At 72.8% G+C, this 22933-nt stretch carries 19 protein-coding genes and 1 tRNA gene; 12 read left to right on the top strand and 8 right to left on the bottom strand.

Features of this window, described 5'->3' with window-relative positions:
• Positions 1-2: 2 nt before the first annotated feature.
• The gene (locus IEZ03_RS14705; protein WP_229808285.1) at positions 3-2564 is read right to left on the bottom strand and encodes a serine/threonine-protein kinase; all 2562 of its coding nucleotides are present in this window, start codon (positions 2562-2564) and stop codon (positions 3-5) included.
• Positions 2561-3775, bottom strand: a complete 1215-nt coding sequence (locus tag IEZ03_RS14700; protein WP_184878930.1) for a hypothetical protein — start codon at positions 3773-3775, stop codon at positions 2561-2563. The genes IEZ03_RS14705 and IEZ03_RS14700 overlap by 4 nt, the downstream gene beginning before the upstream one ends.
• Before the next feature lie 368 nt (positions 3776-4143).
• Here IEZ03_RS14700 and IEZ03_RS14695 point away from each other — a divergent pair, with 368 nt between their 5' ends.
• The 4 genes from IEZ03_RS14695 to IEZ03_RS14680 all read left to right on the top strand — a co-directional run bounded on the left by IEZ03_RS14695 (position 4144) and on the right by IEZ03_RS14680 (position 10550).
• Complete coding sequence (locus IEZ03_RS14695) at positions 4144-5526, top strand: hemolysin family protein (RefSeq protein WP_184878927.1); 1383 nt, start codon at positions 4144-4146, stop codon at positions 5524-5526.
• Positions 5514-6530 (top strand): hemolysin family protein, encoded by a 1017-nt coding sequence (locus IEZ03_RS14690; protein ID WP_184878924.1) that lies wholly within the window; start codon positions 5514-5516, stop codon positions 6528-6530. The genes IEZ03_RS14695 and IEZ03_RS14690 overlap by 13 nt, the downstream gene beginning before the upstream one ends.
• A 75-nt stretch (positions 6531-6605) precedes the next feature.
• Positions 6606-7652, top strand: a complete 1047-nt coding sequence (locus IEZ03_RS14685; protein WP_184878921.1) for a cation diffusion facilitator family transporter — start codon at positions 6606-6608, stop codon at positions 7650-7652.
• A gap of 330 nt (positions 7653-7982) precedes the next feature.
• Positions 7983-10550, top strand: a complete 2568-nt coding sequence (locus IEZ03_RS14680; RefSeq protein ID WP_184878919.1) for a coiled-coil domain-containing protein — start codon at positions 7983-7985, stop codon at positions 10548-10550.
• Positions 10551-10572: 22 nt separating this feature from the next.
• On the opposite strand, the gene IEZ03_RS14675 is transcribed toward IEZ03_RS14680, so the two are convergent.
• Positions 10573-11046: a hypothetical protein gene (locus tag IEZ03_RS14675; protein ID WP_184878917.1), complete on the bottom strand. Its 474-nt coding sequence runs from the start codon at positions 11044-11046 to the stop codon at positions 10573-10575.
• A 217-nt stretch (positions 11047-11263) separates the two neighbouring features.
• On the opposite strand from IEZ03_RS14675, the gene IEZ03_RS14670 reads away from it, so the two are divergent.
• Positions 11264-11923, top strand: coding sequence for an HAD family hydrolase (locus IEZ03_RS14670; RefSeq protein ID WP_184878915.1), 660 nt, complete (start codon positions 11264-11266; stop codon positions 11921-11923).
• 44 nt (positions 11924-11967) lie between these two features.
• Positions 11968-13797: a DNA helicase RecQ gene (gene recQ, locus IEZ03_RS14665; RefSeq protein ID WP_184878913.1), complete on the top strand. Its 1830-nt coding sequence runs from the start codon at positions 11968-11970 to the stop codon at positions 13795-13797.
• Here recQ and IEZ03_RS14660 read toward each other — a convergent pair.
• A complete protein-coding gene (locus IEZ03_RS14660) occupies positions 13794-15137 on the bottom strand; it encodes a flavin monoamine oxidase family protein (RefSeq protein WP_184878911.1) in 1344 nt (447 codons plus the stop codon). The two genes, recQ and IEZ03_RS14660, sit on opposite strands and share 4 nt — an antisense overlap.
• A 90-nt stretch (positions 15138-15227) precedes the next feature.
• Between IEZ03_RS14660 and IEZ03_RS14655 the strand changes: the two genes are divergently transcribed.
• From IEZ03_RS14655 to IEZ03_RS14640, 4 genes are all read left to right on the top strand, one after another.
• The gene (locus IEZ03_RS14655) at positions 15228-15725 is read left to right on the top strand and encodes a DUF5666 domain-containing protein (protein ID WP_184878909.1); all 498 of its coding nucleotides are present in this window, start codon (positions 15228-15230) and stop codon (positions 15723-15725) included.
• 132 nt (positions 15726-15857) lie between these two features.
• A complete protein-coding gene (locus IEZ03_RS14650; RefSeq protein ID WP_184878907.1) occupies positions 15858-16556 on the top strand; it encodes a response regulator transcription factor in 699 nt (232 codons plus the stop codon).
• Complete coding sequence (locus IEZ03_RS14645; protein ID WP_184878904.1) at positions 16553-17899, top strand: sensor histidine kinase; 1347 nt, start codon at positions 16553-16555, stop codon at positions 17897-17899. The genes IEZ03_RS14650 and IEZ03_RS14645 overlap by 4 nt, the downstream gene beginning before the upstream one ends.
• Before the next feature lie 69 nt (positions 17900-17968).
• Positions 17969-18592 carry an acetate uptake transporter gene (locus tag IEZ03_RS14640; RefSeq protein ID WP_184878902.1) on the top strand — a complete coding sequence of 208 codons (624 nt, stop codon included), beginning with the start codon at positions 17969-17971 and terminating at the stop codon, positions 18590-18592.
• A 74-nt stretch (positions 18593-18666) separates the two neighbouring features.
• Here IEZ03_RS14640 and IEZ03_RS14635 read toward each other — a convergent pair whose 3' ends face one another.
• The 3 genes from IEZ03_RS14635 to IEZ03_RS14625 all read right to left on the bottom strand — a co-directional run bounded on the left by IEZ03_RS14635 (position 18667) and on the right by IEZ03_RS14625 (position 21818).
• Complete coding sequence (locus tag IEZ03_RS14635) at positions 18667-19326, bottom strand: DUF8175 domain-containg protein (protein WP_465251094.1); 660 nt, start codon at positions 19324-19326, stop codon at positions 18667-18669.
• Between the two features lie 504 nt (positions 19327-19830).
• Complete coding sequence (locus IEZ03_RS14630) at positions 19831-20220, bottom strand: VOC family protein (RefSeq protein WP_184878895.1); 390 nt, start codon at positions 20218-20220, stop codon at positions 19831-19833.
• A 296-nt stretch (positions 20221-20516) separates the two neighbouring features.
• The gene (locus IEZ03_RS14625; RefSeq protein ID WP_189241198.1) at positions 20517-21818 is read right to left on the bottom strand and encodes a pentapeptide repeat-containing protein; all 1302 of its coding nucleotides are present in this window, start codon (positions 21816-21818) and stop codon (positions 20517-20519) included.
• Positions 21819-21872: 54 nt separating this feature from the next.
• On the opposite strand from IEZ03_RS14625, the gene IEZ03_RS38565 reads away from it, so the two are divergent.
• Positions 21873-21995 carry a hypothetical protein gene (locus IEZ03_RS38565; protein ID WP_268248542.1) on the top strand — a complete coding sequence of 41 codons (123 nt, stop codon included), beginning with the start codon at positions 21873-21875 and terminating at the stop codon, positions 21993-21995.
• A 72-nt stretch (positions 21996-22067) separates the two neighbouring features.
• Here the strand turns inward: IEZ03_RS38565 and IEZ03_RS14620 are convergent.
• A tRNA-Arg gene (locus IEZ03_RS14620) sits at positions 22068-22140 on the bottom strand.
• A gap of 188 nt (positions 22141-22328) precedes the next feature.
• Here IEZ03_RS14620 and IEZ03_RS14615 point away from each other — a divergent pair.
• Entirely contained in the window at positions 22329-22757 is a 429-nt protein-coding gene (locus IEZ03_RS14615; RefSeq protein ID WP_184878889.1) for a hypothetical protein, read from the top strand.
• Positions 22758-22933: the final 176 nt, after the last annotated feature.

Here is a 22933-nt window from a genome sequence, read left to right as displayed (position 1 = left end):
CGTCAGAACAGCGTCCTCGGGCGGACCGCGTTGGCCCGTCTGACCATCGCGTGCCGGTGCTCCGCGCTGTCGGCGAGTTTGGCGAGGACGCGGTAGGTCTCCTCCAGCTTCGCGCGGAGCGACGCCTCGTCGAGGTCGGTGCCGAGGATCCGGCGGGTGCCGGCCGCCGCCGGTGCCCGGCCGGTGCGGACCCACCCGAGGGCGGCCTCCAGGACCTCGGCGGTGAACGCGGCGGCGCGCTCGGTGTCGAGGCGCAGCGACGCGAGGCGCCGCCCGGCCTCGATCAGCGTGCCGGCGTCCAGTTCGGCGGGGCGGCGGCCGCGGACGGCGGTGGCGACGGCCGCGAGCTGCGCGGCGAGGTAGTCGCTGGAGACGCGCGGCACCGAGTCCAGCACCTGTTCGGCCGCCTGGCGGTCGCCCGCGGCGAGGCGGGCGCGGGCCAGGCCGAACGCGGCGCTCACGTGGGTGGGGTCGGTGCGCCAGACCGTCTCGTAGAAGCGGGCGGCCTGCGCCATGTCGCCCCGGATCTCGTGGCAGAACGCGAGCGCCAGCTTGGGGGCCTGCTCGCCGGGCGCGAGGTCGTAAAGGTCGTTGAAGACGGCCACGGCCTCCGCGGCGCGCCCGCCCGCGAGGGCCCGGACGCCGCGGTACCAGTCGACGCGCCAGTCGTCGGGGGCCTCCGCGGCGATCTCCTCCAGGAGCCGCCGGGCGCCGTCCAGGTCGTCCAGGTCGATCCGGACGCGGGCCAGCGCGAGGCGGACCTCCCGCGACGGGACCGGCGCAGCGCTCAGCGCGGCGGCCAGGTCGCCGGGGTCGCGGGCGGTGAGCCCGGTCAGGAACGCGGCGGCCGGGTCCGACCCGTACACGAGCGGGACGGGCAGCGCGGCCGCGGCGGCGGACGGCTCCAGCGGCGCGAGGATCGGCGGGGGCGCGGCGCCGTCCCGCGCGCCGTTCCGGTCGGCCGGCGCGGCGATCTCGGCACCGGCGGTGTGCTGCCCGGCGCCGAACAGCGGGGACGGCGCGGGCCGCGGCCGCCCGTCCTCGGCCGACAGGACCTCGCGCAGGACGCCGGTGAGCTGCTCGGCCATCTCGGCGGCGCTCTGGAAGCGGCGGGCCGGGTCCGGGTGCGTCGCGCGGCGCAGCAGCCGGTGGTACGACTCGTGCCGCTGGAACAGCGGGACCTCGTCGCGGGGCGGCAGGCTCCGCAGGTGCCGCCCGGTGTAGCCGCGGAACGGGAAGCTCAGCACCGCCAGCGTCCGGCCCACCGTGTACAGGTCGGACGTGATCGACGGGCCCTGCGAGCCGATCTCGGGCGCCTGGTAGCCGGGGGTGCCGAAGATCGGGCTGTCGACGTCGAACGCGCGGCGCACCCCGCCGAGGTCGATCAGCTTGAGCTGCTCCTCCGACTGGATGGCGTTGTCCGGCTTGAAGTCGCAGTACAGCAGCCCGACGCCGTGCAGGTAGCCGAGCGCGCTCAGCACCTCCAGCCCGTACGCGATGACCTGCGGCAGCGGGAGCGCCGCCGCGTCGCCGTGGTCGCGGCGGAGGCCGAGCAGGATGTCCTTCAGCGACCGGCCGCCGACGTACTCCATCACGATGTAGCCGGAGTCGCCGTGCCGCACGAAGTTGTAGATCTTGACGATGTTGGGGTGCTCGACCTCGGCGAGGAAGGCGCGCTCGGCGGTCGCGGCGGCGAGCGAGTCGGCGTTCCCGGTGTCGAGCAGGCCCTTGAGCACCACCCAGCGCTCGCTCACGTTGTGGTCGCGGGCCAGGTACACCCAGCCGAGGCCGCCGTGCGCGAGGCAGCCGAGCACCTCGTACTGCCCGGCGATCATCTCGCCGGGGCGGAGCTTCGGCGTGAAGGAGAACGGGTGCCCGCAGTTGCGGCAGAACCCCTCGGTGCGGCCGGGCCGTCCGCCCCTGCTGCGCCCGACCTTCTCGTCGCACCGGCTGCAGTAGCGCCGGTTCTCCGGCACCTCGGGCGTCTCCATGATCGCCGAGGCCGGGTCGCGGGCCGGGACCGGCGGCACCTCCACCAGCCCGGCGCCGAGCATCCCGCGCCTGGTGGACCCGCTGGAGCCCGTCCCGCGGGTGCCGCCGCGCGACGCCGTCCGCCCGGACCCCACGGTCCCGGAGCCGCTGGACGCCGAGGGGCCGGACGCCGAGCCCGCGCCGCTCGGCCGGGAGGGACCGGACGAGCCCGGCCCTCCGGTGGTCGGAGAGGCGGTCGTGGGGGCGGCGGTCGTCGGGGGAGCGGCGGGCGACCGCGTCGTCACCGCTGCTCCGGACGGGGCCGGGCGGGCGGGTGCCCGGACGGGACGCGGGGCCGGGGACCCGGACGGCGGAGCCTGCGGGGACGAGGCGTGCGGAGAGGCCCCTGCCGCCTGCATCGGCCGGGCGGGCGGGGCCTGTGCGGGCGCCGGGCCGGGATTCGCGGCCGGTGCTGGAGCCGGACTCGGCGGGGCGGACGGGGCGGAGTCGGGGAGCGGGGCCATTCCGCAGACGTCGCAGAAGCCGTCGGCGTCCACCTCACCGGTGCAGCCGGGCTGGGTGCATCCGTTCATCGCCGGGACCCCGTCTCGCTCTCGGACGCCCTGATCGCACGCTGGTACTCCGCGACGACCGCCGTCGCTCTCCGCAGGTCGCAGGGCGCCGTCCACAGCACGTCACGGGCCTCCCCGTACAGTCCGGTGAGCCGCTCGTCCTCGGCCAGGCCCAGCCGCGCCGCCTTCGCCCGGTACGCCTCCAGGCGGCCGCGCAGCTCGCCCCGCCGGTCGAGCAGGCCGGTGCTCAGACGCAGCTCGCCGCGCGCCCGTTCCAGCGCCTCCCCCGCGGCGCGTTCGAGCCCGGCGAACCGGCCCGCCAGCTCGACCCAGCGGCCCGCCTCGCGGAGCCGCTCCAGGGCGGTGAGCCGGTCGCGGAGCTCGGCGGCGAGCCCCCGCGCCGGTTCGGGCACGTTCGGCGACCGGATCTTGGTGAGGACCGTCGTGTACGCGTCGCGGGCGCGCTGCTCGGTGTCCTCGACCTCCTCGATGCACGCGGTGACCCGCGCGACGTGCTCCGCGTAGTCCTCCCGCATCCGGGCGACGCCGGCGAGCTCGTCCCCGAGCGAGGTCAGCACCGTGCGGACGCGGTCGAGGCGGGCGGTGTCGGCGCGGCCGTCCCGGACGAGCGACAGCGGGTCGGTGCGGACGACGCGGCCCAGCGCGGTCAGCTCGCGCCCCACCCGGTCGAGCTCGGGGTGCCGGGTGCCGTCCAGGGAGTGCGCCACCCGGGCCGTCTCCCGCCAGCACGCCTCCACCTCCTCCAGCGGCAGCAGCAGCGCCGACCACGCGGCGTCGGCGGCGTCGATCTCGCCCGCGACGAACTCGTACGCGCCGGACATCAGCTCGACGGCCTCGACCAGGGTCACCCGCCGTTCCCGCGGGCCGAGCAGCGTCCGCTCGCGCAGCGGGACCTCCTCGTCGGGCAGTTCCACCGCCGGGCCCGCCAGCAGCGCGGACAGCTCGACCAGCGCCGCCGCGTCCGGCCGCGGCGACCGCTCGCGCAGCTCCACCGCGGTGTCGAGGACGCGCTGATACGCGTCGAAGAGCGCCCACAGCGCCAGCATGCCCGCCTTCGCGTCCTCCCACCGGCGCCACGTCTCGCCGGTGAGACGCGCGCCCTCCAGGAGGCGGCTGCCCTGGTGCCCGTCGAGGTCGAGGAGGGACGCGGAGATGCGGTCGCGCTCGTCCCGGAGCGTGCGGAGGGCATGGTCGACGCCTTCACGGCTCATGGGCGCGGCGGCCCCGGCCCCGCTCTGGTCCAACGTCTGCCCCGCGTTCGCTCTCCTACGGTCCCCCCGAGCATGCCCGGCCGACCGGTCTGGGAGCACGGACCGGTCCACTATCGGACTAACGCTCTCATATAAGTGTGATCCGCGACACCAGCCGAGACAAGCGCCTTCTCTTCCGCACTCCCCCGCACTCCCTCGCAAGCTCCACAACCCGGTCGTTCCGGGGACGCCCCGCCCGTTTCGATCATCCTCCGCCCGTACCCTGTCCACCGGGAACCTCGTTGTCCCGAGTGACGTTACGAGTGATACGTCTACGAGAGGAGTGGTGAGTCCGCGGTGTCGGACCCCAGTCATAGACCCGGTGCCCCATGCTGACCGCGGTCCTGGGAGTGCTCGCGGTGATCCTCCTCACCGCAGCGACCGGATACTTCGTCGCCCAGGAGTTCGCCTACGTCGCGGCGGACCGGGCCACACTGGAACAGGCCGCCGAGCGCGGCGACGCCTCCGCCAAGCGGGCCCTGAAGGTCATCGGCAGGCTGTCGTTCATGCTGTCGGGCGCCCAGCTCGGCATCACCATGACGACCCTGGTCGTCGGCTTCATCGCCAAGCCCGCCCTCGCCGAGCTGATCCAGCCGATGCTGGAGGTCGCCGGCGTGCCGCTCGGCGCCACCGGGGCGATCGCGCTCGCCACCGGCTTCGTCCTCGCGACGCTCATCCAGATGCTGCTGGGCGAGCTGTTCCCCAAGAACCTCGCGCTCGCGCGCGCCGAGTCGCTGGCGCGCGCGCTGGCCACGTCCACGCTGGTCTACCTGGCGGTGGCGGGCCCGCTCATCCGGCTGTTCGACAGCTCCGCCGAGCGGCTTCTGCGTGCCGTCGGCGTCGAGCCCGTCCAGGAACTGCACGGGGGCGCGACGCTTGAGGAGCTCGGCGACATCATCGGCAAGTCGCACAGCGCCGGCCACCTGCCCGCCGACCTGTCGGGCCTGCTGGAGCGGGCGCTGTCGTTCGGCGACCTCACCGCGGACGAGGTCATGGTGCCCCGGCCGCAGGTCCGGACGCTGCCGGGGACCGCGCCCGTCTCCGACCTCGTCGCGCTGATCCGCGAGACCGGGCACAGCGCCTACCCCGTCTACGGCCAGGAGGTCGACGACGTGATCGGCGTCGCCGGGGTCCGCGAGGTCGCCGACGACGCGCTCGACCCCGCCACCCCCATCAGCCGGGTCGCGCGGCCCGCGCTGCTCATTCCCGGCAGCCAGCCGCTGTACGGGGTGATCGAGCACATGCGCGACTCGGGCGAGGAGTTCGCCTGCGTCGTGGACGAGTACGGCGGCCTCGCCGGCATCCTCACGTTCGAGGACGTGGCCGAGGAGCTCGTCGGGGAGATCTCCGACGAGACCGACGCGCGGGAGGTCGCGCCGACCTCCGGGCCGGACGGGTCCTGGCTGGTCGACGCGAGCATGCGCATCGACGAGATCGGCCGCCTCACCGGGTTCGACCTGCCGGAGGGCGACTCCTACGACACCCTCGGCGGGCTCGTCATGGCGGAGCTGCGCCGGCTCCCGTCCCCCGGCGACCGCCTCACCGTCGACCTCGACCCCGGCTCGGTGGAGCTGGAGGTCGTGAGCGTGGCCCGCCGCGTCGCCGAGAAGATCCTGATCAAGGCGCCCGCCCCGGCGGTCCCGGTGGGGGCCGAGGAGGAAGGCGCGGACGACGCCGACGCGTCCGGTGCGGAGGTGTCGTGGACCCGCTGACGACCCTCCTGATCACCGTCCTGCTGCTGGTCGGGAACGGGTTCTTCGTCGCGGCCGAGTTCGCGCTCGTCGCGGCGGGCCGCCCGCAGCTCGAGCGCGCCGCCGCCAAGGGCAGCCGCCCCGCCGTCGCCGCGCTCGCCGGCGCCCGCGAGCTGTCGCTGATGCTCGCCGGCGCCCAGTTCGGCATCACGATGTGCTCGCTGGGCCTCGCGATCGTCACCGAGCCCGCGTTCGAGCACCTCCTCGAACCGCCGCTGCACGCGCTCGGCGTCCCCGAGGCCGCGACGAAGGCGATCGCGCTCGGCACCGCCCTCGCCGTGGTCACGTTCCTGCACATGGTCATCGGCGAGATGGCGCCGAAGTCGTGGGCGATCGCGCACCCCGAGCGCGCCGCGCTGCTCCTCGCGCTGCCGTTCCGCGCGTTCGCGAAGGTGTCCAGGCCGATCCTGTCGTCGCTGAACTCGTCGACGAACGCGCTGCTGCGGCTGATCGGCATCACCCCGAAGGACGAGCTGGACAGCCACACCGACGCCGCCCGGCTCAGCCACCTGGTCGGCGAGTCCCGCCGCCTCGGCCTCATCGGGCGCCACGACCACGAGCTGCTCCGCCGGGCGATCTCGGCGCGGGAGGCGACCGTCGGGCACCTGGTGGTGCCCGCGACGGCCGTCACGACGATCGACGCCGACGCCAGCGCCGCGCAGATCCGCCGGAAGGCCACCGCCAGCGGCCACAACCGGCTGCTCGTCCGCGACTGCGACGGGGCCATGACCGGGATCGTGCACGTCCGGGCGGCGATCACCGAGCCGAACGGGGAGCGCCGCGCGGACGACCTGGCCCACCCGGCGCCCGTCCTCACGGCGGAGACGACCGTCCTGGACGCGGTGAGCCGGATGCGCCGCGCCCACGCCCAGCTCGCCGTCGTCAACGACGAGCGCAACGAGTTCGCGGGCATCGTCACCCTGGACGACCTCCTGGCGGAGCTTCTGGCGACGAACCCGCACTGACACAGGCCGCGTACCTGCGACGGCGCCGTTGTTGTCGAGGTGCTGCAACGGACTTTCCGGGTCATGCTCGGACGTATGAGCCGGCACGGACACGGACACGGACACGGGCACGGGCACGGACACGGGCACGGGCACGGGCACGGGCGGCGCCTTCCCCACGTCCTGCGCCCCCACTCGCACGAGGCCGCGGACAAGGTGGACTCCGCGATGGAGACCAGCGCCCAGGGGATGCGCGCCCTGTGGATCTCGCTGGCCGGCCTCGGCGCGACCACCGTCCTGCAGGCCGTCGTGGTCGCGTTCACGGGCTCGGTGGCGCTGCTGGGCGACACGCTCCACAACGCCGCCGACGCCCTGACCGCCGTCCCGCTCGGCATCGCGTTCGTCCTCGGCAGGCGCCCGCCGACCCGCCGCTACACCTACGGGTACGGGCGCGCCGAGGACCTCGCCGGCGTCGTCATCGTCCTCGCCATCGCCGCGTCCGCCCTCGCCGCCGGGTACGCGGCCCTGCACCGCCTCGCCCATCCACAGCCTGTGGAGCACCTCGCGGCCGTCGCGGGCGCGGCCGTCGTCGGCTTCGCCGGCAACGAACTGGTCGCCCGCTACCGCATCCGCGTCGGCCGCCGCATCGGCTCGGCCGCCCTCGTCGCCGACGGCCTGCACGCCCGCACGGACGGCTTCGCCTCCCTCGCCGTCCTCCTGGGCGCCGGCGGCATCGCGCTGGGCGCCCCCTGGGCCGACCCCGTCGTCGGCCTCCTCATCACCGTCGCCATCCTCGCGATCCTCTGGCAGACGGCCCGCGAGGTAGGGCGACGCCTCATGGACGCCGTCGACCCGTCCTTGGTCGACCGCGCCGAGGCCGCCCTCTCCGCCACGCCCGGCGTCCTCGCCGTGGGAGACGTCCGCATGCGCTGGATCGGCCACCGCCTCCGCGCCGAATGCGACGTCGTCGTGGACCCCGCGTCCACCGTCGTCCGCGCCCACCAGGTCGCCGTGGACGCCGAGCACAGCCTCATGCACGCCCTGCCCCGCCTGTCGGGCGCCGTCGTCCACGCCGACCCCGAACCCCGTCCCGGCGAAGACCACCACGCCTCCCTCGCGGGCCATCGACCTGTGAGACGTTAGTCCCGCGCAGAACGGGAAATTACGGCCATGGGCGGCCGATCTGGGACGGGAATGACGTCGGTGAATCATCCATCAGAAACCAACGGAGACGAAGAGTGCCCTGAGGCGGGGCACTCGACATCCCCGCACGTCCCGGACTCCGAGGCCCCCACGGTCAGCGTCCCCCTCCCGGAAACCCCCACCCCCCAACCCACCGAAACCGCCCCCGACCCCCAGACTCCCAGCGAAACCACCCTCCCCGACCCAGCCGCTCAAACCACCGAAATACCGACCCCGCCCACCACCGAGGCACCCACGGAAACGGTCCCGGACCCGGAGGGCACCCCTCCGGTGAGCGATGTCGCCCTCCCCGACCAAGAGACGAGCCCAGCGGAAACCGCACCTCAAGACCCCGGCGCCGAAGCCGAAGCAGACCAGACCACCGAACTGCCCGCCCCGGGCACCGAGACGCCCACGGAGACGGTCGCGGAGCCGGGGGGTGGTCCTTCGGAGGTCGGGGCTGAGGTCGAGTCGGCGGGTGGGCTGGATCCTCGGGCCGGGTTCGAGACCGTGCCGCTTGAGGAGGTCGTGGAGGGGAGTGCCACTCCTGCGTTGGGGACCGAGGTCGTCGCGGAAGGGTGGGGTGGGCTTGAGCTGGTCGAGAGTGTCTACGGGCCGCTGACCGAGTTCTACGAGCGGATCGACGCGCGGCTCCGGGAGGTGCCCGACGACGTCCCGCCGGTGGGCTGGCGGCCGCATATGGCGGCTCTGCGCGCGTTGCGGGAGGAGCGGGTCGCGGGGGACTGGGAGGTGCTCTCGCGGTTCCTCGTCGCGCCCGGGGCGCTGGAGAAGACGGACGATCTCCGGCTCATCCAGAGCGAAGACGGGGACGAGGTCATCCGCGGGTTGGTGCGGGAGCTGGCCGCGGCGGACGGGCGGGCGCTGCTCGTCGCGCCCACGCCGGAGCGGGCGGCCGAGCTGCTGCGCGGCCTGGAGGAGGACCCCGAGGTCTTCTCGCTGCTCGTCGAGACGCGTCCGGCGACGGCGGAGGCCGATTCGGTCGAGACCCAGGCGTTCCCGCCGGTGGACGACGAGGCCGTCCAGGCGGCGCCGCCCGTGCGGGAGCCCGTGCGGGAGTCCGGGTCCAGCGGGACGGTCGAGTTCAGGCCGGTGTCCGGGATGCCGGAGGAGAGCTCGTCGGCGGTCACGCGGGTCGAGCCGCTGCCCGCGCTGCCCGTCGCGGAGCCGGCCGTCCCGGAGGAGGGGCCGTCCGCGCCGGAGGCGAGGGTCCGGTCGGCCGCGCTGCGGCCGGTGGGAGAGGCGTGGCGGCAGGCGTGGGAGACGGAGATCCGCTTCCTGCGGCGCGGGCTGATGTCGCTGGAGCAGTGGCCCAGGGACGCGGCGGCGCTGCGGTCCGTCGAAGCCGAGCATGTGCGGCGCGGCGAGGAGCTGGAGGCCGAGCGGGCCGCGATGGCCCGCGCGATCGAGGAGTACCGCAAGACGGTGACGGCCGCCGGGCAGGCCGCCGAGGAGGCCGAGGCGGAGGCGGAGCGGCTCGCCGTCGTCCAGCGGGAGGCCGAGGAGGAGCTGACGGCGCCGCGCGCGGAGGCGGAGCGCCTCAGGACGGAGGCGGACGAGGCGGCCACCGAGGCGAACGCGCTGACGCGGACGGCCGACGCGTCCTACGCGCGCTGCGTCCAGATGGACGAGCGCGCCAAGACCGCGCAGTCCGAGTTGCAGGCCGCCCGGGAGACGGAGGCGTCCCTCACGGACGAGCTCGCGCGCGCGCAGGAGGCGCTGCCCCACGCGGCGGAGGAGTCCCACCGGCTGGCGGCGACGGACGCGGACAAGGCCGCCGAAGGGCATGCCGCCTACTACCGGCTGGCGGCGGCGGAGTCGGCGCTGGCGGCGGTGCGCCGGAGGATGACGCTCGGCCAGCGGCTGCACGTGGCGTCGCCGCCGTCCGAGCTGAAGCGCCTGCGCGCCGAGTTCAAGGCCCGGACGCGGGAGGCGGACGAGGCCGCGAAGCGGGCCCGGGAGGCCAAGGACGCGGCGGAGAACGCCGAGCGGATCCGGCGGGGGCTCGCGTCGTTCGTCTCGGAGGGCGGGGCGCGGCTCGCGGCGGCGCAGGAGGCGCAGGAGCGGCTGGGCACGGAGCTGGCCTGGCTCGCGACGGAGCGGGAGACGGCGGGCGCCGAGCACCGGGAGCAGGCGCGGCTGGCGGCGGAGTCCGTGGAGCGGGCCACCCAGGCCGCCATGCGGGCCCGCGCCGCGCAGCAGGCCGCGCAGGTGATCGAGGACCGGGTGAACACGGCCCGCACGTCCCGCGAGAGGGCCCTTGCGGCGGCGGCCCGGGCCCGGTCGGACGCGGAGAAGGCCGAGGCCAGGGCGGCGGATACGGAGGCGGCGCTGGAGCGCCGGACGGCCGAGGCCGCCGCTGAGATGTCGGCCCGCGACACCGATCTGGCGGCCGCGCGGCGGACCGAGGAGCTCTCGCGGGAGCAGGTCAGGGAGGTCTGCGGCTCCGATCCCGCCGCGGACCCGGAGGTCGCCCCGGCGCACCAGCGGCGCGCGATGGCCCGGATCGAGCAGCTCACCGGCTACCTGCACGGCGAGCGGGCGGCGGGGGGAGACATGCTGCTCGGCACCGCCGACCTCGTCGTCGGAACGCCGGCGGGCATCGGCGTCACCGTCCGCGACGAGGAGTTCGACGCGCTGATCGTCGCGGACGCGGGCGAGGTGACCGACGGTGAGTTCCTGATCGGCGCCGTCCGGGCGCGCCGGTGGGTCCTGGTGGGTGCGCCGGACTCTCGTCCGCCGTCCTACCGGGAGTACGCGGGGGCGCCGTCCGGCAGGCTGGAGAGCAGCCCGTTCGAACGCGCCGGCACCGCCGCGCCCCGCCTGGTCGAGGACGGCTGAACCGGCTCTTCGCGAACGAGCCTCAGTCGTTGCGGCTGAAGAAGGGGGAGGCGCCGGGGTTCTTCGGCGCGACGCGGACGCCCGGGGCGGCGGCGGCCGGCTCCCGGCGGGGCATCGGCCCGGTGTCGCCCGCCGGACGGGGCGCCCCCGGCCCGGGGCGCGCGGCGCCGGGGCCCTGCCGGACCTGGGCGAGCTCGCGCTCCAGGCGGCGCTTCTCCGCGACGAGCGCGGTCAGCGACTCCTCGTGCTCCTCCCGCAGGTCGCGCATGTCGCGGCGGGTGCGGATGCGGCGCGCGGCGCCGGTGAAGGTCAGCGTCATCCCGCAGCAGAAGACGAGGGCGACGGCCGCGCCGGCGAGGAAGACCTGCCATTGCTCGTTCACGCCGGGGACGGTCTGGCCGAAGAGGACGAGGTTCGCGGCTTCGGCGTTGTCAAGGGCGACGCCGACCCCGGCGAGGATGGCGGCCGCGACCAGCAGGAAACCGAGGAACACCATGGGCAGATCTCCTCTGCAGTGACTCCGGAGGGGGTACGGAGGGTCTCCACCATGCCAGACTGAAACTGGATCATGCCGCATTGGTCGGATAAATACAGGTCAGAGGGTATTCGTCCGAACCGATGCGCAACGTTCCCCGTCGACCGCATCGGGTAGTGGTCGGGCCGGAGGCGCGCACGCTACCGAGACCGGCGCTACGAGACCCACGGAGGAACCCATGCCCGTGCAGGCCATCGTGTTCGATCTGGACGGCGTCCTGATCGATTCGGAGCCGATGTGGGAGGAGGTGCGGCGCGCGTACGTCGCCGACCGCGGCGGACGCTGGCTGCCCGACACCCAGGAGCGCCTCATGGGCATGAGCACCAACGAGTGGGCCGACTACCTCGCCACCGACCTCATCGACGGCGTCACCGCGGAGCAGGTCGCCTACGAGGTGATCGACCAGATGCTCCAGCGGTACGAGGAGGAGCTGCCGCTGCTGCCGGGGGCGGAGGACGCCGTCCGCCGGATGGCCGATTACCGTCCGCTCGGCCTCGCCAGCTCGTCCCCGCGCGCCCTCATCGAGCTCGTGCTCGGCAAGCTCGGCGTGGCCGGGCTGTTCCGCGCCACCGTCTCCACCGAGGAGGTCGACCGCGGCAAGCCCGAGCCGGACGGATACCTCGCCGTGGCCGCCCAGCTCGGCGTCTCCGGCGGCGACTGCGTCGCCATCGAGGACTCCGCCAACGGCATCCGCTCGGCGCACGCCGCCGGGATGACGGTCATCGCGATCCCGCGCCCGGCGCATCCGCCCGCGCCCGACGCGCTGGCACTGGCCGCGCACGTCGCCGACGGCCTGGACGAGGTGACCCCGGACCTGGTGGCGGTTATCCACAACTAGCGTTCGCGGGGCCGGGCGGCGGGGGCCGCTCGTAGTATGGGCCGATGCCTTCCCCCGAGATCCCGGAGACCCTCGACGTCCTGCGGCGCGTGTTCGGGTACGACGCGTTCCGGGACGGCCAGCAGGAGATCGTCGAGCATGTGGCGTCCGGCGGCGACGCCCTCGTCCTGATGCCGACCGGCGGCGGGAAGTCGCTGTGCTACCAGATCCCGGCGCTCGTCCGGAAGGGCACCGGGGTCGTCATCTCCCCGCTCATCGCCCTCATGCAGGACCAGGTCGACGCGATGCGGGCGCTCGGCGTCCGGGCGGGCTTCCTCAACTCCACGCAGGACCTCGACGAGCGCCGCGTCGTCGAGGCCCAGTTCGTCACCGGCGAGCTCGACCTGCTCTATCTGGCGCCCGAGCGGCTGCGGTCCGCCTCGACCGTCGGGCTGCTCGACCGCGGCGACATCTCGTTGTTCGCGATCGACGAGGCGCACTGCGTGTCGCAGTGGGGGCACGACTTCCGCCCCGACTACCTCATGCTGTCGGGCCTGCACGAACGCTGGCCGGACACCCCGCGCATCGCCCTCACCGCGACCGCCACCGAGGCGACCCGCCGCGAGATCGCCACCCGCCTCCAACTGGAGGACGCCAAGCACTTCGTCGCAAGCTTCGACCGGCCCAACATCCAGTACCGGATCGAGCCGAAGACCGACGCCAAGCGGCAGCTCCTCCGCCTCCTCCAGACCGAGCACAAGGGCGACGCGGGCATCGTCTACTGCCTCTCCCGCAACTCGGTGGAGAAGCACGCCGCGTTCCTGACCGAGAACGGCATCGAGGCGCTCCCGTACCACGCGGGCCTGGACGGGGAGACGCGCGCCGCGAACCAGGCGCGCTTCCTCCGCGAGGACGGCCTCGTCATCGTCGCGACCATCGCGTTCGGCATGGGCATCGACAAACCCGACGTCCGCTTCGTCGCCCACCTCGACCTGCCCAAGTCCGTCGAGGGCTACTACCAGGAGACCGGCCGGGCCGGGCGAGACGGCCTCCCGTCCACGGCCTGGCTCGCCTACGGGCTGCAGGACGTCGTCAACCTCCGCAAGATGATCGACGGCGGCGAGGGGGACGCCGCGTTCCGCCGCCGCCAGGCCATGGCCCTGGACGCCATGCTCGCCCTCTGCGAGACGGTCGAGTGCCGCCGGGTCCAGCTGCTGAACTACTTCGGCCAGTCGGCCGAGCCGTGCGGCAACTGCGACACCTGCCTGACGCCGCCCGAGTCGTGGGACGCGACCGTCCCCGCGCAGAAGGTCCTGTCGGTGATCGTGCGGCTCGACCGGGAGCGGCGCCAGAAGTTCGGCGCCGGGCACATCATCGACATCCTGCTCGGCAAGAAGAACGCCAAGGTCATCCAGTTCGACCACGACACCCTGAAGCCGTTCGGGGTCGGCACCGACCTGCGCGAGGGCGAGTGGCGCGGCGTCGTCCGGCAGCTCCTCGCGCAGGGCCTCGTCGCCGTCGAGAGCAACCACGGCACGCTGGTGCAGACCGACGCGAGCGCCGCCGTGCTGCGCGGCGAACGCAAGGTGATGATGCGCCGCGAACCGGAGCGTCCCGCCCCGAAGGCGGCGAAGGCCGCCAAGGACCGCAAGGCGCCCGTCGAGCTGCCCGCCGAGGCCATGCCGGTCTTCGAGCGCCTCCGCGCCTGGCGCGCCGCGACCGCCAAGGAGCAGGGCGTCCCCGCCTACGTCATCTTCCACGACGCGACCCTGCGCGAGATCGCGACGGCCCTCCCGACGACCCTCACCGAACTCGGCCGCGTGAACGGCGTGGGCGAGAACAAGCTCGCCAAGTACGGAACCGAAGTCCTGGAGACCCTCACCTCGGCCGACTAGTCCCCGCCACGGGACGTTTCGCGGGCGGCGCGGTGGCCCGACTCGACGGCGCCGTCGATGTAGCCGGCCCACCTCGTCGCCGTCTCCGTGCCGGCCCAGTGCAGCGGGCCGACCGGCCGGCGGAGGGCCGGGCCGAACCGTGTCAGCGTCCCGGGCGCGGCGAACGCGCCGTAGCAGCCGCGCGAGTACTCCTCCGCGGCCCAGTCCCGCTCGATGTAGGCGACCGGCTCCCCCGCCCGCGGCCCGAAGTAGCCGGCCAGGTCGGCGACGACCTGGGCGCGGCGCTCCGCGGCGGGCAGGCGGGCGGCGATGTCGGCGTGCCGCCCCTCCAGGAACCCGACCAGCACGCCCGGCCCGCCGCCCTCCGGGGTGTTGTCGAACGTGATCCCGAACGGGCGGTTCGCGCTGGTCACCTGCCCGCTGTACCCGTCCGCGCGCCAGAACGGCTCGTCGTACCCGACGTTGACCTTGATGACCCGCCCCATCGGCAGGCGCTGGACGAGCTGGTCCCGGTCGCCCGGCAGCCCCGGCGTGTACCGGATGCGCCCGGCCGGCGGCGGCGGGACGGCGACGATCGCGCGGCGCGCCCGCACCTCCCGCGACGGCGTGCGGAGCCGGACGGACTCGTCCGCCCACTCGATCTCCGTGACCGGCGAGTCCAGCACGACGCGGTCCCCCAGCTCGTCCGCCAGCGCGAGCGCGATCCGCTGCGAGCCGCCGGAGACCCGGTCCTGCTGGGCGCCGCCGGTCGTCTCGATGAGCGGGTCGAGCCCTCCCGCGGCGGCGATGTAGAACCCCGCCCACAGCGCGGACAGGTCCGCGGCCTCCGCGGAGAACACCGCCTGCGTGATCAGCCGCATGAACGCGCGGCCGCCGCGGGTGTGCAGGTTCCGGCGGATCCAGGTGTCGAACGTCTGCGCGTCGAGGCGTGCGGCGTGCCGCGCGGTCCACGGGGCGTCCGCGGGGATGCCGCGCCGCAGCCGGTCGACGCGCCACTGGCCCTGCGCGATGTCGGCGAGCGTGGCGGGGGACAGGCGGGGGATGCGGCCGGTGTACTCGTCGCGCGTGCCGCCGATCTCGGCGATGTGCCGCCCCTCGTCGTACGTCGGGTACGTCGCCAGGCCCAGCTCGTCCAGCAGCGCGAGCACCGCGTCCTGCCCGGGGCCGACCCACTGGCCGCCGACCTCGATCGGCTCGCCGCCGGGCAGCTCGCCGTTCAGCAGCCGTCCGCCGACCCGGTCCCGCGCCTCCAGCACGACCACGTCGTTTCCGTCCCGGACGAGGTCCCGCGCGGCGACCAGCCCGGCGACCCCCGCCCCCACGATCGCGACATCCGCCATGTCCCCTCCATATGTGCTGAATCCGATTCCCAGGGTTCTCCCAGGATCGCGCAGGGTGTTCTGCCAGGCGCCTTCGGTTGGATGGGTTCCATGCGAACCGACCGCAAATCCTTCATCGCCGGGCTGGGCGCCGCCGGCATCCTCGGCCTCGGCCTCTACGTCGCCGTTCCCGCCATCGCGGACTCCCCTTCCCCGTCCCCCACGGCGAAGCCGTCCGAGAAGGGCGGGGACCGCCCGTTCCGCGACGGTCCCCGCCGGGTCCGTCCCGGCCTGCACGGGCCCGGCGAGCACGGTTTCGGCCGGGGCGGCGGACGGGGCGTCCACGGCGAGGCCACCGTCCGCGACGGCGACGGCTTCCGCCTCGTCACCTTCCAGCGCGGCGAGATCACCGCCCTGTCGTCGACGACGCTGACCGTCAAGAGCGCCGACGGGACGTCCTGGACGTGGACCGCCAACGGCGACACGAAGATCCGCGAAGACCGCAAGGACGTCGCCCTCAAGGACCTCGCGAAGAACGACGAGGTCCGGATCGCAGGCGAACGCTCCGGCGACACCCGGACCGCCAAGCTCGTCCGCGTGCGGGACTGACTGCATCGACGCGTGCGGGCGCCTCCCGCGAAGTGCTCGCATGCATGTGCCGCCACGTCCGCAGACGGTATTTTCAGACCGGCGGGCGACGGCGCCCGCGGAGAGTCCGACGGGCCGCATGAGCGGGGGCCGATGAGCGAGGGCAGGCGGGTGCTCGTCGTGGACGACGAGGCCAACATCCGCGACCTCATCGAGGTCGCGCTGCGCTTCCACGGCTTCGCGACCGCGACCGCGGACACCGGCGAGAAGGCGCTGCGGGCCGCCGCCGAGGAGCGCCCGGACCTCGTCCTGCTGGACGTCATGCTCCCCGACGTGGACGGCTTCGAGGTCTGCCGGCGGCTCCGCGCGGACGGGAACCAGGTCCCGGTGATCTTCCTGACGGCGCGGGACACCCCGTCCGACACCGTCACCGGCCTCACCCTCGGCGGCGACGACTACGTCGGCAAGCCGTTCTCCATCGAGTCCCTGATCGCGCGGGTGCGGGCCGTGCTGCGCCGGACGGCCCCGCCCGCGTCCGGCGGTGCCGCGCCCGTGCCCGACGGCGTCCTGCGCGTCGCCGACCTCGAACTGGACGAGGCCCAGTGGACGGTGCGGCGCGGCGGCGTCGACGTCGACCTCTCCCCGACCGAGTTCCGCCTGCTCGCGCACCTGATGCGCAACGCGGGCATGGTGCTGTCGCGCACCCAGCTCCTCGCCGCCGTGTGGGGCTGGGAGCACGGCAACCCGCAGGTCGTCGAGACCTACATCAGCTACCTGCGCCGCAAACTCGACCCGCTCGGCACGCCGCTCATCCACACCCGGCGCGGCGTGGGCTACGCGCTGCGGCCATGACGCTCAACGCCCGCCTCCTCACCGGCCTCCTCGCCGTCACCGTCGCCGGGCTGGCGATCATGGCCCTGGTCAGCGCGCTCGTCCTGAACGGCTACCTGATGCACCGGGTGGACCAGGAACTCCAGGCGACCCCGGCCCGCGGCATGGGACGACTCCTGCCCGAGCCGCCCAAGAGCGTCGCACCGTCCCGCTTCATCGTCCTGGTGGTCGGCCCCGCGAACCAGGTGCGCGTCCTGAGCGCCGAGGAACCGGACCCCAGCCGCGCCGTGACCGAGGTGCAGCGCCTCAGCCTGGACGAGCTGGCCGCCCACGCGCGCACGCGCGAGCCGTTCTCCCTCCCGGGACTGCGAGCGGTGGCCCGCCCCTGGCGCAACAGCATCATCGTCACGGCGTCCCCGCTCGACCAGGTGCACTCCGCGGTCCGCAACCTGGTGCTCTCCGAGATCGCCACGGGGATCGTCCTGCTCACGCTGCTCGCCCTGCTCGGCCGCACCCTGATCGGCCGCGGCCTCCTGCCGCTGAGCCGGATGGCCGCGACCGCCAACGCCATCACCGCTGGCGGCGACCTGCGCGCCCGGATGCCCGACCCCGGCCGGCGCACCGAGACCGCCCGCCTCGCAGCCGCCATCAACGTCATGCTGGAGCGCATCGAGCAGGCGTTCTGGGCGCGCAGCCGCTCCGAGGCCCGCGTCCGCGAGTTCGCCGCCGACGCGTCCCACGAGCTGCGCACCCCGCTGACGACCATCCAGGGCTACGCGGAGCTGTACCGGCACGGCGCCCTCGGCCCCGACGAACTGCCCGACGCCATGCGCCGCATCGAGGACGAGGCGCGCCGCATGAACAAGCTCGTCACCGACCTCCTCGACCTGGCCCGCCTCGACCGCGAGGCGTCCCTCCGCCCCGCCCCGACCGACCTGGTCGCCCTAGCCCGCGACGCCATCGCCGACGCCACCGCCGCCGACCCGGACCGCCCGCTCGCCCTCGACGCCCCGGACACCCTGCTCGCCACGGTGGACGAATCACGAATACGCCAGGTTTTCGCAAATCTTCTGGCCAATATCCGCGCCCACACGCCCCCTGGAACACCGGCGAGAATTCACCTGGCTCCCGGAATCATAGAAGTGACCGACGAAGGCCCCGGAATGCCGGCCGCCGACGCCGCCCGCGCCTTCGAACGCTTCCACCGCGCCGAGCACGGCACCAGCGGCACCGGCCTGGGCCTCCCGATCGTCGCCGCCATCGCCGCAGCTCACGGCGGCCGCACCGAACTGCTCTCGGCGCCGTCCCGGGGGACGACCGTCCGGATCACGCTCCCGCACTCCGTCAATTCCGTTCAAAACTAGCCCGACAGCGGGAAACACCCCATTAACGCGGGCAGGATTACCGGGGAATTGCCACACCCAGGAGGCACCATGTCCCAGGTCGAGCAAGAATCCCGGACGCAGCCCACCGTCGCGGACCCCGTCCCGCTGGGCCTGGCAGCCCTGGCCGTGACGCTGTTCCTCTTCTCCGCCAAGAACGCCGACTGGACCGACGGCACCGACGCCTGGCTCGGCTACGCCCTGGCCTTCGGCGGCCTCGTCCAGCTCCTGGCGGGCATGTGGGAGTTCCGCAACCGCGACGTCTTCTGGGCCACGGCCTTCTCCTCCTACGGCGCCTTCTGGCTGGGCCTCGGCCTCTACGTCGTCCTCCTGGCTGGCGCCACCGACCCCGCCGACCAGGCCAACGACCTCGGCTGGATCATGCTCGCGTTCGCGATCCTGACCGCCTACCTGCTGCTGCTGAGCACCCAGATCAACCAGGCCGTCCTCGCCATCTTCGTCAGCCTGGAGGCCACCCTCATCATCCTCTTCATCGGCAACCTCACCACCACGGAGACGACCGTCCAGATAGGCGGCTACATCGGCGTCCTGGCGGCCATCTGCGCCTGGTACACGTCCGCCGCCACCCTCCTGAACGCCATGCTCCGCCAACCGGCCTTGAACCTCGGCAAACCCGTCCTGAACAACCTGATCCCCAGCAACCGCCCCCGTTGATGAACGATCCGCGGCGCCTTCTACCTGAGGCCAGGCGTCCACGCCGGGGGCAGCCCCCACAGTGGCTCCCGGCGTCAGAAGCCACCCCAGAAGACGAACCCGGACAGCGAGTCGACACGCTCGGGTTCTGAGCCTGTGGATCCCTCCCCGGTCGGCGCGAGCTTCCAATCGCCTTCCCACTTCACGGTCACGGTCCTGGCCGTACGGCCGCCGCGCGCCGGGTCCCGCGACACCGTCCCGACCACCGCAGTCTGCGGCGTGTAGGAGACGATCCGGAAGCCCGCGATCTGCGCCGCCTTCGCGGCCGGTACAACCTGCCCGGCGGTACGCACGCGCGCGTAGGCAGCCTTGCCCTCCCCCTCCACAACCTGCCGCTTCATGATCTTCTGCCACTCAGTCGACCGGTCGAGCCGCACGCTGATCTGCACCGCGGCGAACAGAGCCCCGCGCGGCGTGTGCTGGTAGCAGCGCGCGATGTCGCCCTTGACGTCCAGTGGCCCGACCACAGGCGAGAACGGCAGTGCGACGCCCTTGAAGCGCTTCCAGTACACCTGCCGCGGCGCGGTACTGGGAATGCTCTGATTGCCGTCGTCGGTAATGCACCCATCCGCCCTAGCCGGACTCGCAGCCGGGGACTCAGGCCTCGCTGTGGGCGCGGCCTCCTGGCCCTCCCCCGTGCAACCGGCGACGCCCAGCACGACAACGACGACCGGAAGGCAGGTTCTCAGGAACATAGGGGACCCTTTTCGCACGGCGGTTAGGACAGAACGGCCGATGCTAAGCCTTCTTGATCATCGAGCCCTACTCACGACGTCCGAGCAGCAGCCGTAACGCCAGACCGGACCCGTCCGGAAGGCGCTGCCGAACGACGGGTTCCCGAGCAACGCACGCACATCCGCGACGGCGATGACCGCAGCGATGCTCGACCACGGTCACGCCCCAATGCCGCGGCTCCTCCAGAACAGCGACGCGCCCCACCGGGCTGGGCCGACGAACGACAAGCGCTGCCCGACAGACCGAATCAAGATCGCGATTGGGGCTCCGGGAAAGGACCACGGATTGATCTTCGCAAGAACGGTCGACACACCCACGGACCACGACAACACACATGGACGACACGGCTGGTTCAAACGGGCGTCCGTCGCCAAAGGCGTAATCCCGGTCGTTCACCGAGTCCGATCAGACGGTTTCTCAACGGACCGCCGCAACCGATCGCCAATCAACGCCAAGTGACCGCGCTACGGCACTATCTCCCCGATACCCAGCAGGTTGTCTTCGCTGTCGCGGAACCAGGCAGCCCGCTCACCGCGCCCCTTGCTCGGGTAATTGCCCTCGATGTCCATGATCCCGTTCACGCTGCCGCCGTAGTCCTCGAACACCACGCCGCGGTCACGCAAGCCGGCCACCGCCGCCTCGATGTCATCGACGTAGAAGCTCATCTGGGTGAACGAGCCGTCGGCCGAACCAGCCGAGGCGAACAGGCAGAACACCCCCGTCGCACCCTCATACCGCAGGCCGCCCTCGCGCTCCTCGACCGGTTCGAGTCCGAGCTTCTCGGCGTACCAGCGGCGAGCTCGGGTCAGATCCTGAGTGGGTATGCGCGCTTCGATCCGTGCATTGCTCAGCATCGTCACAATGATAGACGGACCTGGTAAACACCCGTGGCCCGCACAACCCTCGCTACTCTCGCGCCGACCCTTACGCGGTAGATGGATGACCGCCCCTGCAAACGCTTCCTGCCACACGCTCACCGGCGTGTCTACCGGCCGCGCAATGCCCCCATCCACACAGCCCACCAGCACGACGTCGGACCTCGGCCATACCGGCCCCTTCCGGAAGGTGTCGCCTCGTGCATCGTCACCAGTCCGCCGCCCGATGTCACGGGAGGGCCGATCATGCGCGGCGCCGTTCGCCGGTGTCGCTGTCAGCTCTCGCGGATGAGCTGCGCCGTGTCGGCGGTGACTGCCTGCGCGTGCCAGGGGCTCGGCCATGCATGGTCGTCGTTCGGGTGGCTCGCGGTGGCGTCCCCGAAGTCAATCTCGCTCACGAATCGCGTTCCGCCGAACCGAGCGTTCCCGCTGAAGTGCGCCCCGCCGAACCAGGCGACCTCACCGAACCGCGCCCCGACGAACCCGGCATCCCCGCCGAACCGCACCTCGGCGAACGTGGTGTCCCCTCCGAACTGCGCCTCCCGGAACCAGGCGACCCCGTCGAACCGCACCTCGTCGAACCCGGAGCCTCCACCGAAGCGCGCCCCGTCGAACCAGGCGGGTCCTGCGAACTGCGCCCCGACGAACGAGGCGTCCCCTCCGAACTGCGCCTCCCGGAACCAGGCGACCTCGCCGAAGCGTGCCTCGTCGAACCCGCAGCCTCCGCTGAAGCACGCCCCGTCGAACACGGCGGGCCCGCCGAACTGCGTCTCGCTGAACCCGCCGTACCGGCTGAACCGCGCCCCGCCGAACTGAGCGGCCGCGCTGAACCGAGCCCGGTCGAACCGAGCGGGCCCGCTGAAATGAGCGTTGGTGAACGTGGCGCTCGATGGGCGGCAGTCGGTGAAGTCGAAATCGATCAGCTGAGCGCCGGTCAGGTCGAGGTGGACGCCGTCCCAGTAGGTGAGTGGTCGCCCGTCAAGGTCCGTCGTGGTCAGGTGGCGTTTGAGGAGGCGTTGCGCGGTGAGCCGGACCTGCAACTCAGGATCTTGGGCGATGTCGGGCTGCTCGGACCGGCGCTCGTCGCCGGCCTGCGGAGCCGGGAAGGGCATCCGAAGGTAAGAGCACACGACATCGGTGACCGTCTGCCGATAGTCGGGGTGGTCTTGCGCCAAGCGCCCCAGAGAAGACAACCCGCCGAGTCGGACGGCGGCCTTGTCATGGCCGAGCATCTCGACGCCCTGGCCGTACTCGACATGGGCTTGGACGCGTCCCCAGGCGGCTTCGCCCGCTCGTTGACGGCGATAGGCGATGACCAGAGCGCCCAAGGCACCAACGCCGGCGACCAGGGCGAACACAAGTTTGGACAACTCCAGGCGGTCTCTGGTTTCCAGCGGCTCGGGCTCGGCGGGCGAGGGTGCTCCCAGTAGGAACGACAGTAAGAACCAGGCAGCGACCAGCAACACCACAGCGGCGCTGAAGGCGAACGTGAACGTTCGACGGATCGACCAGAGCCCGAGCGTCCTGTGCGCGTCTTCAACCAGCCTGTACTCCGGCGTCATCTCCTCCTGGCCCACAAGCCCGATGCTAGGGACATCGCGAGGCACCGGTCGGCCGTCCCCGTCCACGTGGTGGCCGCTCGGCTCGGACACGCTGCCCCGTCCATCACGCTCCGCGTCTACGCCCACGTGGTCAACCAGCAGCTCGTAGAAGCGGCTGAGATCTTCGCCCGGCACGTAGAGGACGTGGCGTAGGCGGACGCACTGTTAGCAGACCCGTGAGCAAAAGCCCCCTTGCGGAAGATCGCGAGAGGGCTTTGAGCTGGGCGCACCCGAAGGGATTCGAACCCCTAACCTTCTGATCCGTAGTCAGATGCTCTATCCGTTGAGCTACGGGTGCCTGCCGGGATTACTGTACCGGCTCCGCGGACCGGACGGCGAATCGGTTGTGCAACACGCGCGGGCGGGCGTGTGACCTGAGTCACGGAACTTTTTGCGACCAAGGTGCGACAAAAGGGTGTCGAGACGTGAGCGGCCTGCAAAGGTTTGACTCCGTTCGAAGCCCAACCCCCCTGAAGGAGATTCCCCATGCGTATGTCTGCCACCAAGCTCGTCGGCGTCCTCGCCGTCGGTGGCCTGATGCTCGGTTCCACCGGCTGCGGGGCGGTCGACACCATCACCGGTGGCAAGAAGACGACCGCCTGCAAGAACATCGAGAAGGAGCTGCGGAGCTTCTCCACCAGCGGCAACGCGATGTCGTCGTCGGGCGGCGCGGAGCAGACCGCTCAGAAGTTCTCCGACACCGCGGCCAAGATCCGCTCGGAGGGGCAGAGCGCCGGCGGCGACGTCGAGTCCGCCGCGACCGCGTTCGCGGGCGACCTCGACAAGACCGCGGAGCTGCTGCGGCAGATGACCTCCGGCAGCACGAACCTCCAGCAGCCCGACACCGCGGCCATGCGGCAGCACGGCAACGACCTGGCCAAGGCCTGCGGCTTCTCCGCCTTCCGACTGGGCTGACCCACCGGCGATTCGTTCCCGCGGCCCCGGGAGCGAGCCACTTCGCCTAGCCGAGGATCTCGGACTATGCTGCTGGGACCCGCAGGCCAGACTTTGCCGGTAGGCGCGCCCAACCGGTAGCCTGTCTGGGCCCGACGGCTACTGGAGGATTCGCCTAGTCCGGTCTATGGCGCCGC

Origin of the sequence: Actinomadura livida (genome assembly GCF_014648675.1) — a bacterium.
Classification (GTDB): Bacteria; Actinomycetota; Actinomycetes; order Streptosporangiales; family Streptosporangiaceae; genus Spirillospora; species Spirillospora livida.
The sequence above is the reverse complement of the archived record's forward strand: the minus strand, read 5'-3'. Positions and strand labels throughout refer to the sequence as shown.

Coding starts and splice junctions, on each gene's coding strand:
- IEZ03_RS14705 (WP_229808285.1), bottom strand. CDS start 2,564: ATGAACGGATGCACCCAGCCCGGCTGCACCGGTGAGGTGGACGCCGAC.
- IEZ03_RS14700 (WP_184878930.1), bottom strand. CDS start 3,775: ATGAGCCGTGAAGGCGTCGACCATGCCCTCCGCACGCTCCGGGACGAG.
- IEZ03_RS14695 (WP_184878927.1), top strand. CDS start 4,144: ATGCTGACCGCGGTCCTGGGAGTGCTCGCGGTGATCCTCCTCACCGCA.
- IEZ03_RS14685 (WP_184878921.1), top strand. CDS start 6,606: ATGAGCCGGCACGGACACGGACACGGACACGGGCACGGGCACGGACAC.
- IEZ03_RS14675 (WP_184878917.1), bottom strand. CDS start 11,046: ATGGTGTTCCTCGGTTTCCTGCTGGTCGCGGCCGCCATCCTCGCCGGG.
- IEZ03_RS14670 (WP_184878915.1), top strand. CDS start 11,264: ATGCCCGTGCAGGCCATCGTGTTCGATCTGGACGGCGTCCTGATCGAT.
- recQ (WP_184878913.1), top strand. CDS start 11,968: ATGCCTTCCCCCGAGATCCCGGAGACCCTCGACGTCCTGCGGCGCGTG.
- IEZ03_RS14660 (WP_184878911.1), bottom strand. CDS start 15,137: ATGGCGGATGTCGCGATCGTGGGGGCGGGGGTCGCCGGGCTGGTCGCC.
- IEZ03_RS14655 (WP_184878909.1), top strand. CDS start 15,228: ATGCGAACCGACCGCAAATCCTTCATCGCCGGGCTGGGCGCCGCCGGC.
- IEZ03_RS14650 (WP_184878907.1), top strand. CDS start 15,858: ATGAGCGAGGGCAGGCGGGTGCTCGTCGTGGACGACGAGGCCAACATC.
- IEZ03_RS14645 (WP_184878904.1), top strand. CDS start 16,553: ATGACGCTCAACGCCCGCCTCCTCACCGGCCTCCTCGCCGTCACCGTC.
- IEZ03_RS14640 (WP_184878902.1), top strand. CDS start 17,969: ATGTCCCAGGTCGAGCAAGAATCCCGGACGCAGCCCACCGTCGCGGAC.
- IEZ03_RS14635 (WP_465251094.1), bottom strand. CDS start 19,326: ATGTTCCTGAGAACCTGCCTTCCGGTCGTCGTTGTCGTGCTGGGCGTC.
- IEZ03_RS14630 (WP_184878895.1), bottom strand. CDS start 20,220: ATGCTGAGCAATGCACGGATCGAAGCGCGCATACCCACTCAGGATCTG.
- IEZ03_RS14615 (WP_184878889.1), top strand. CDS start 22,329: ATGCGTATGTCTGCCACCAAGCTCGTCGGCGTCCTCGCCGTCGGTGGC.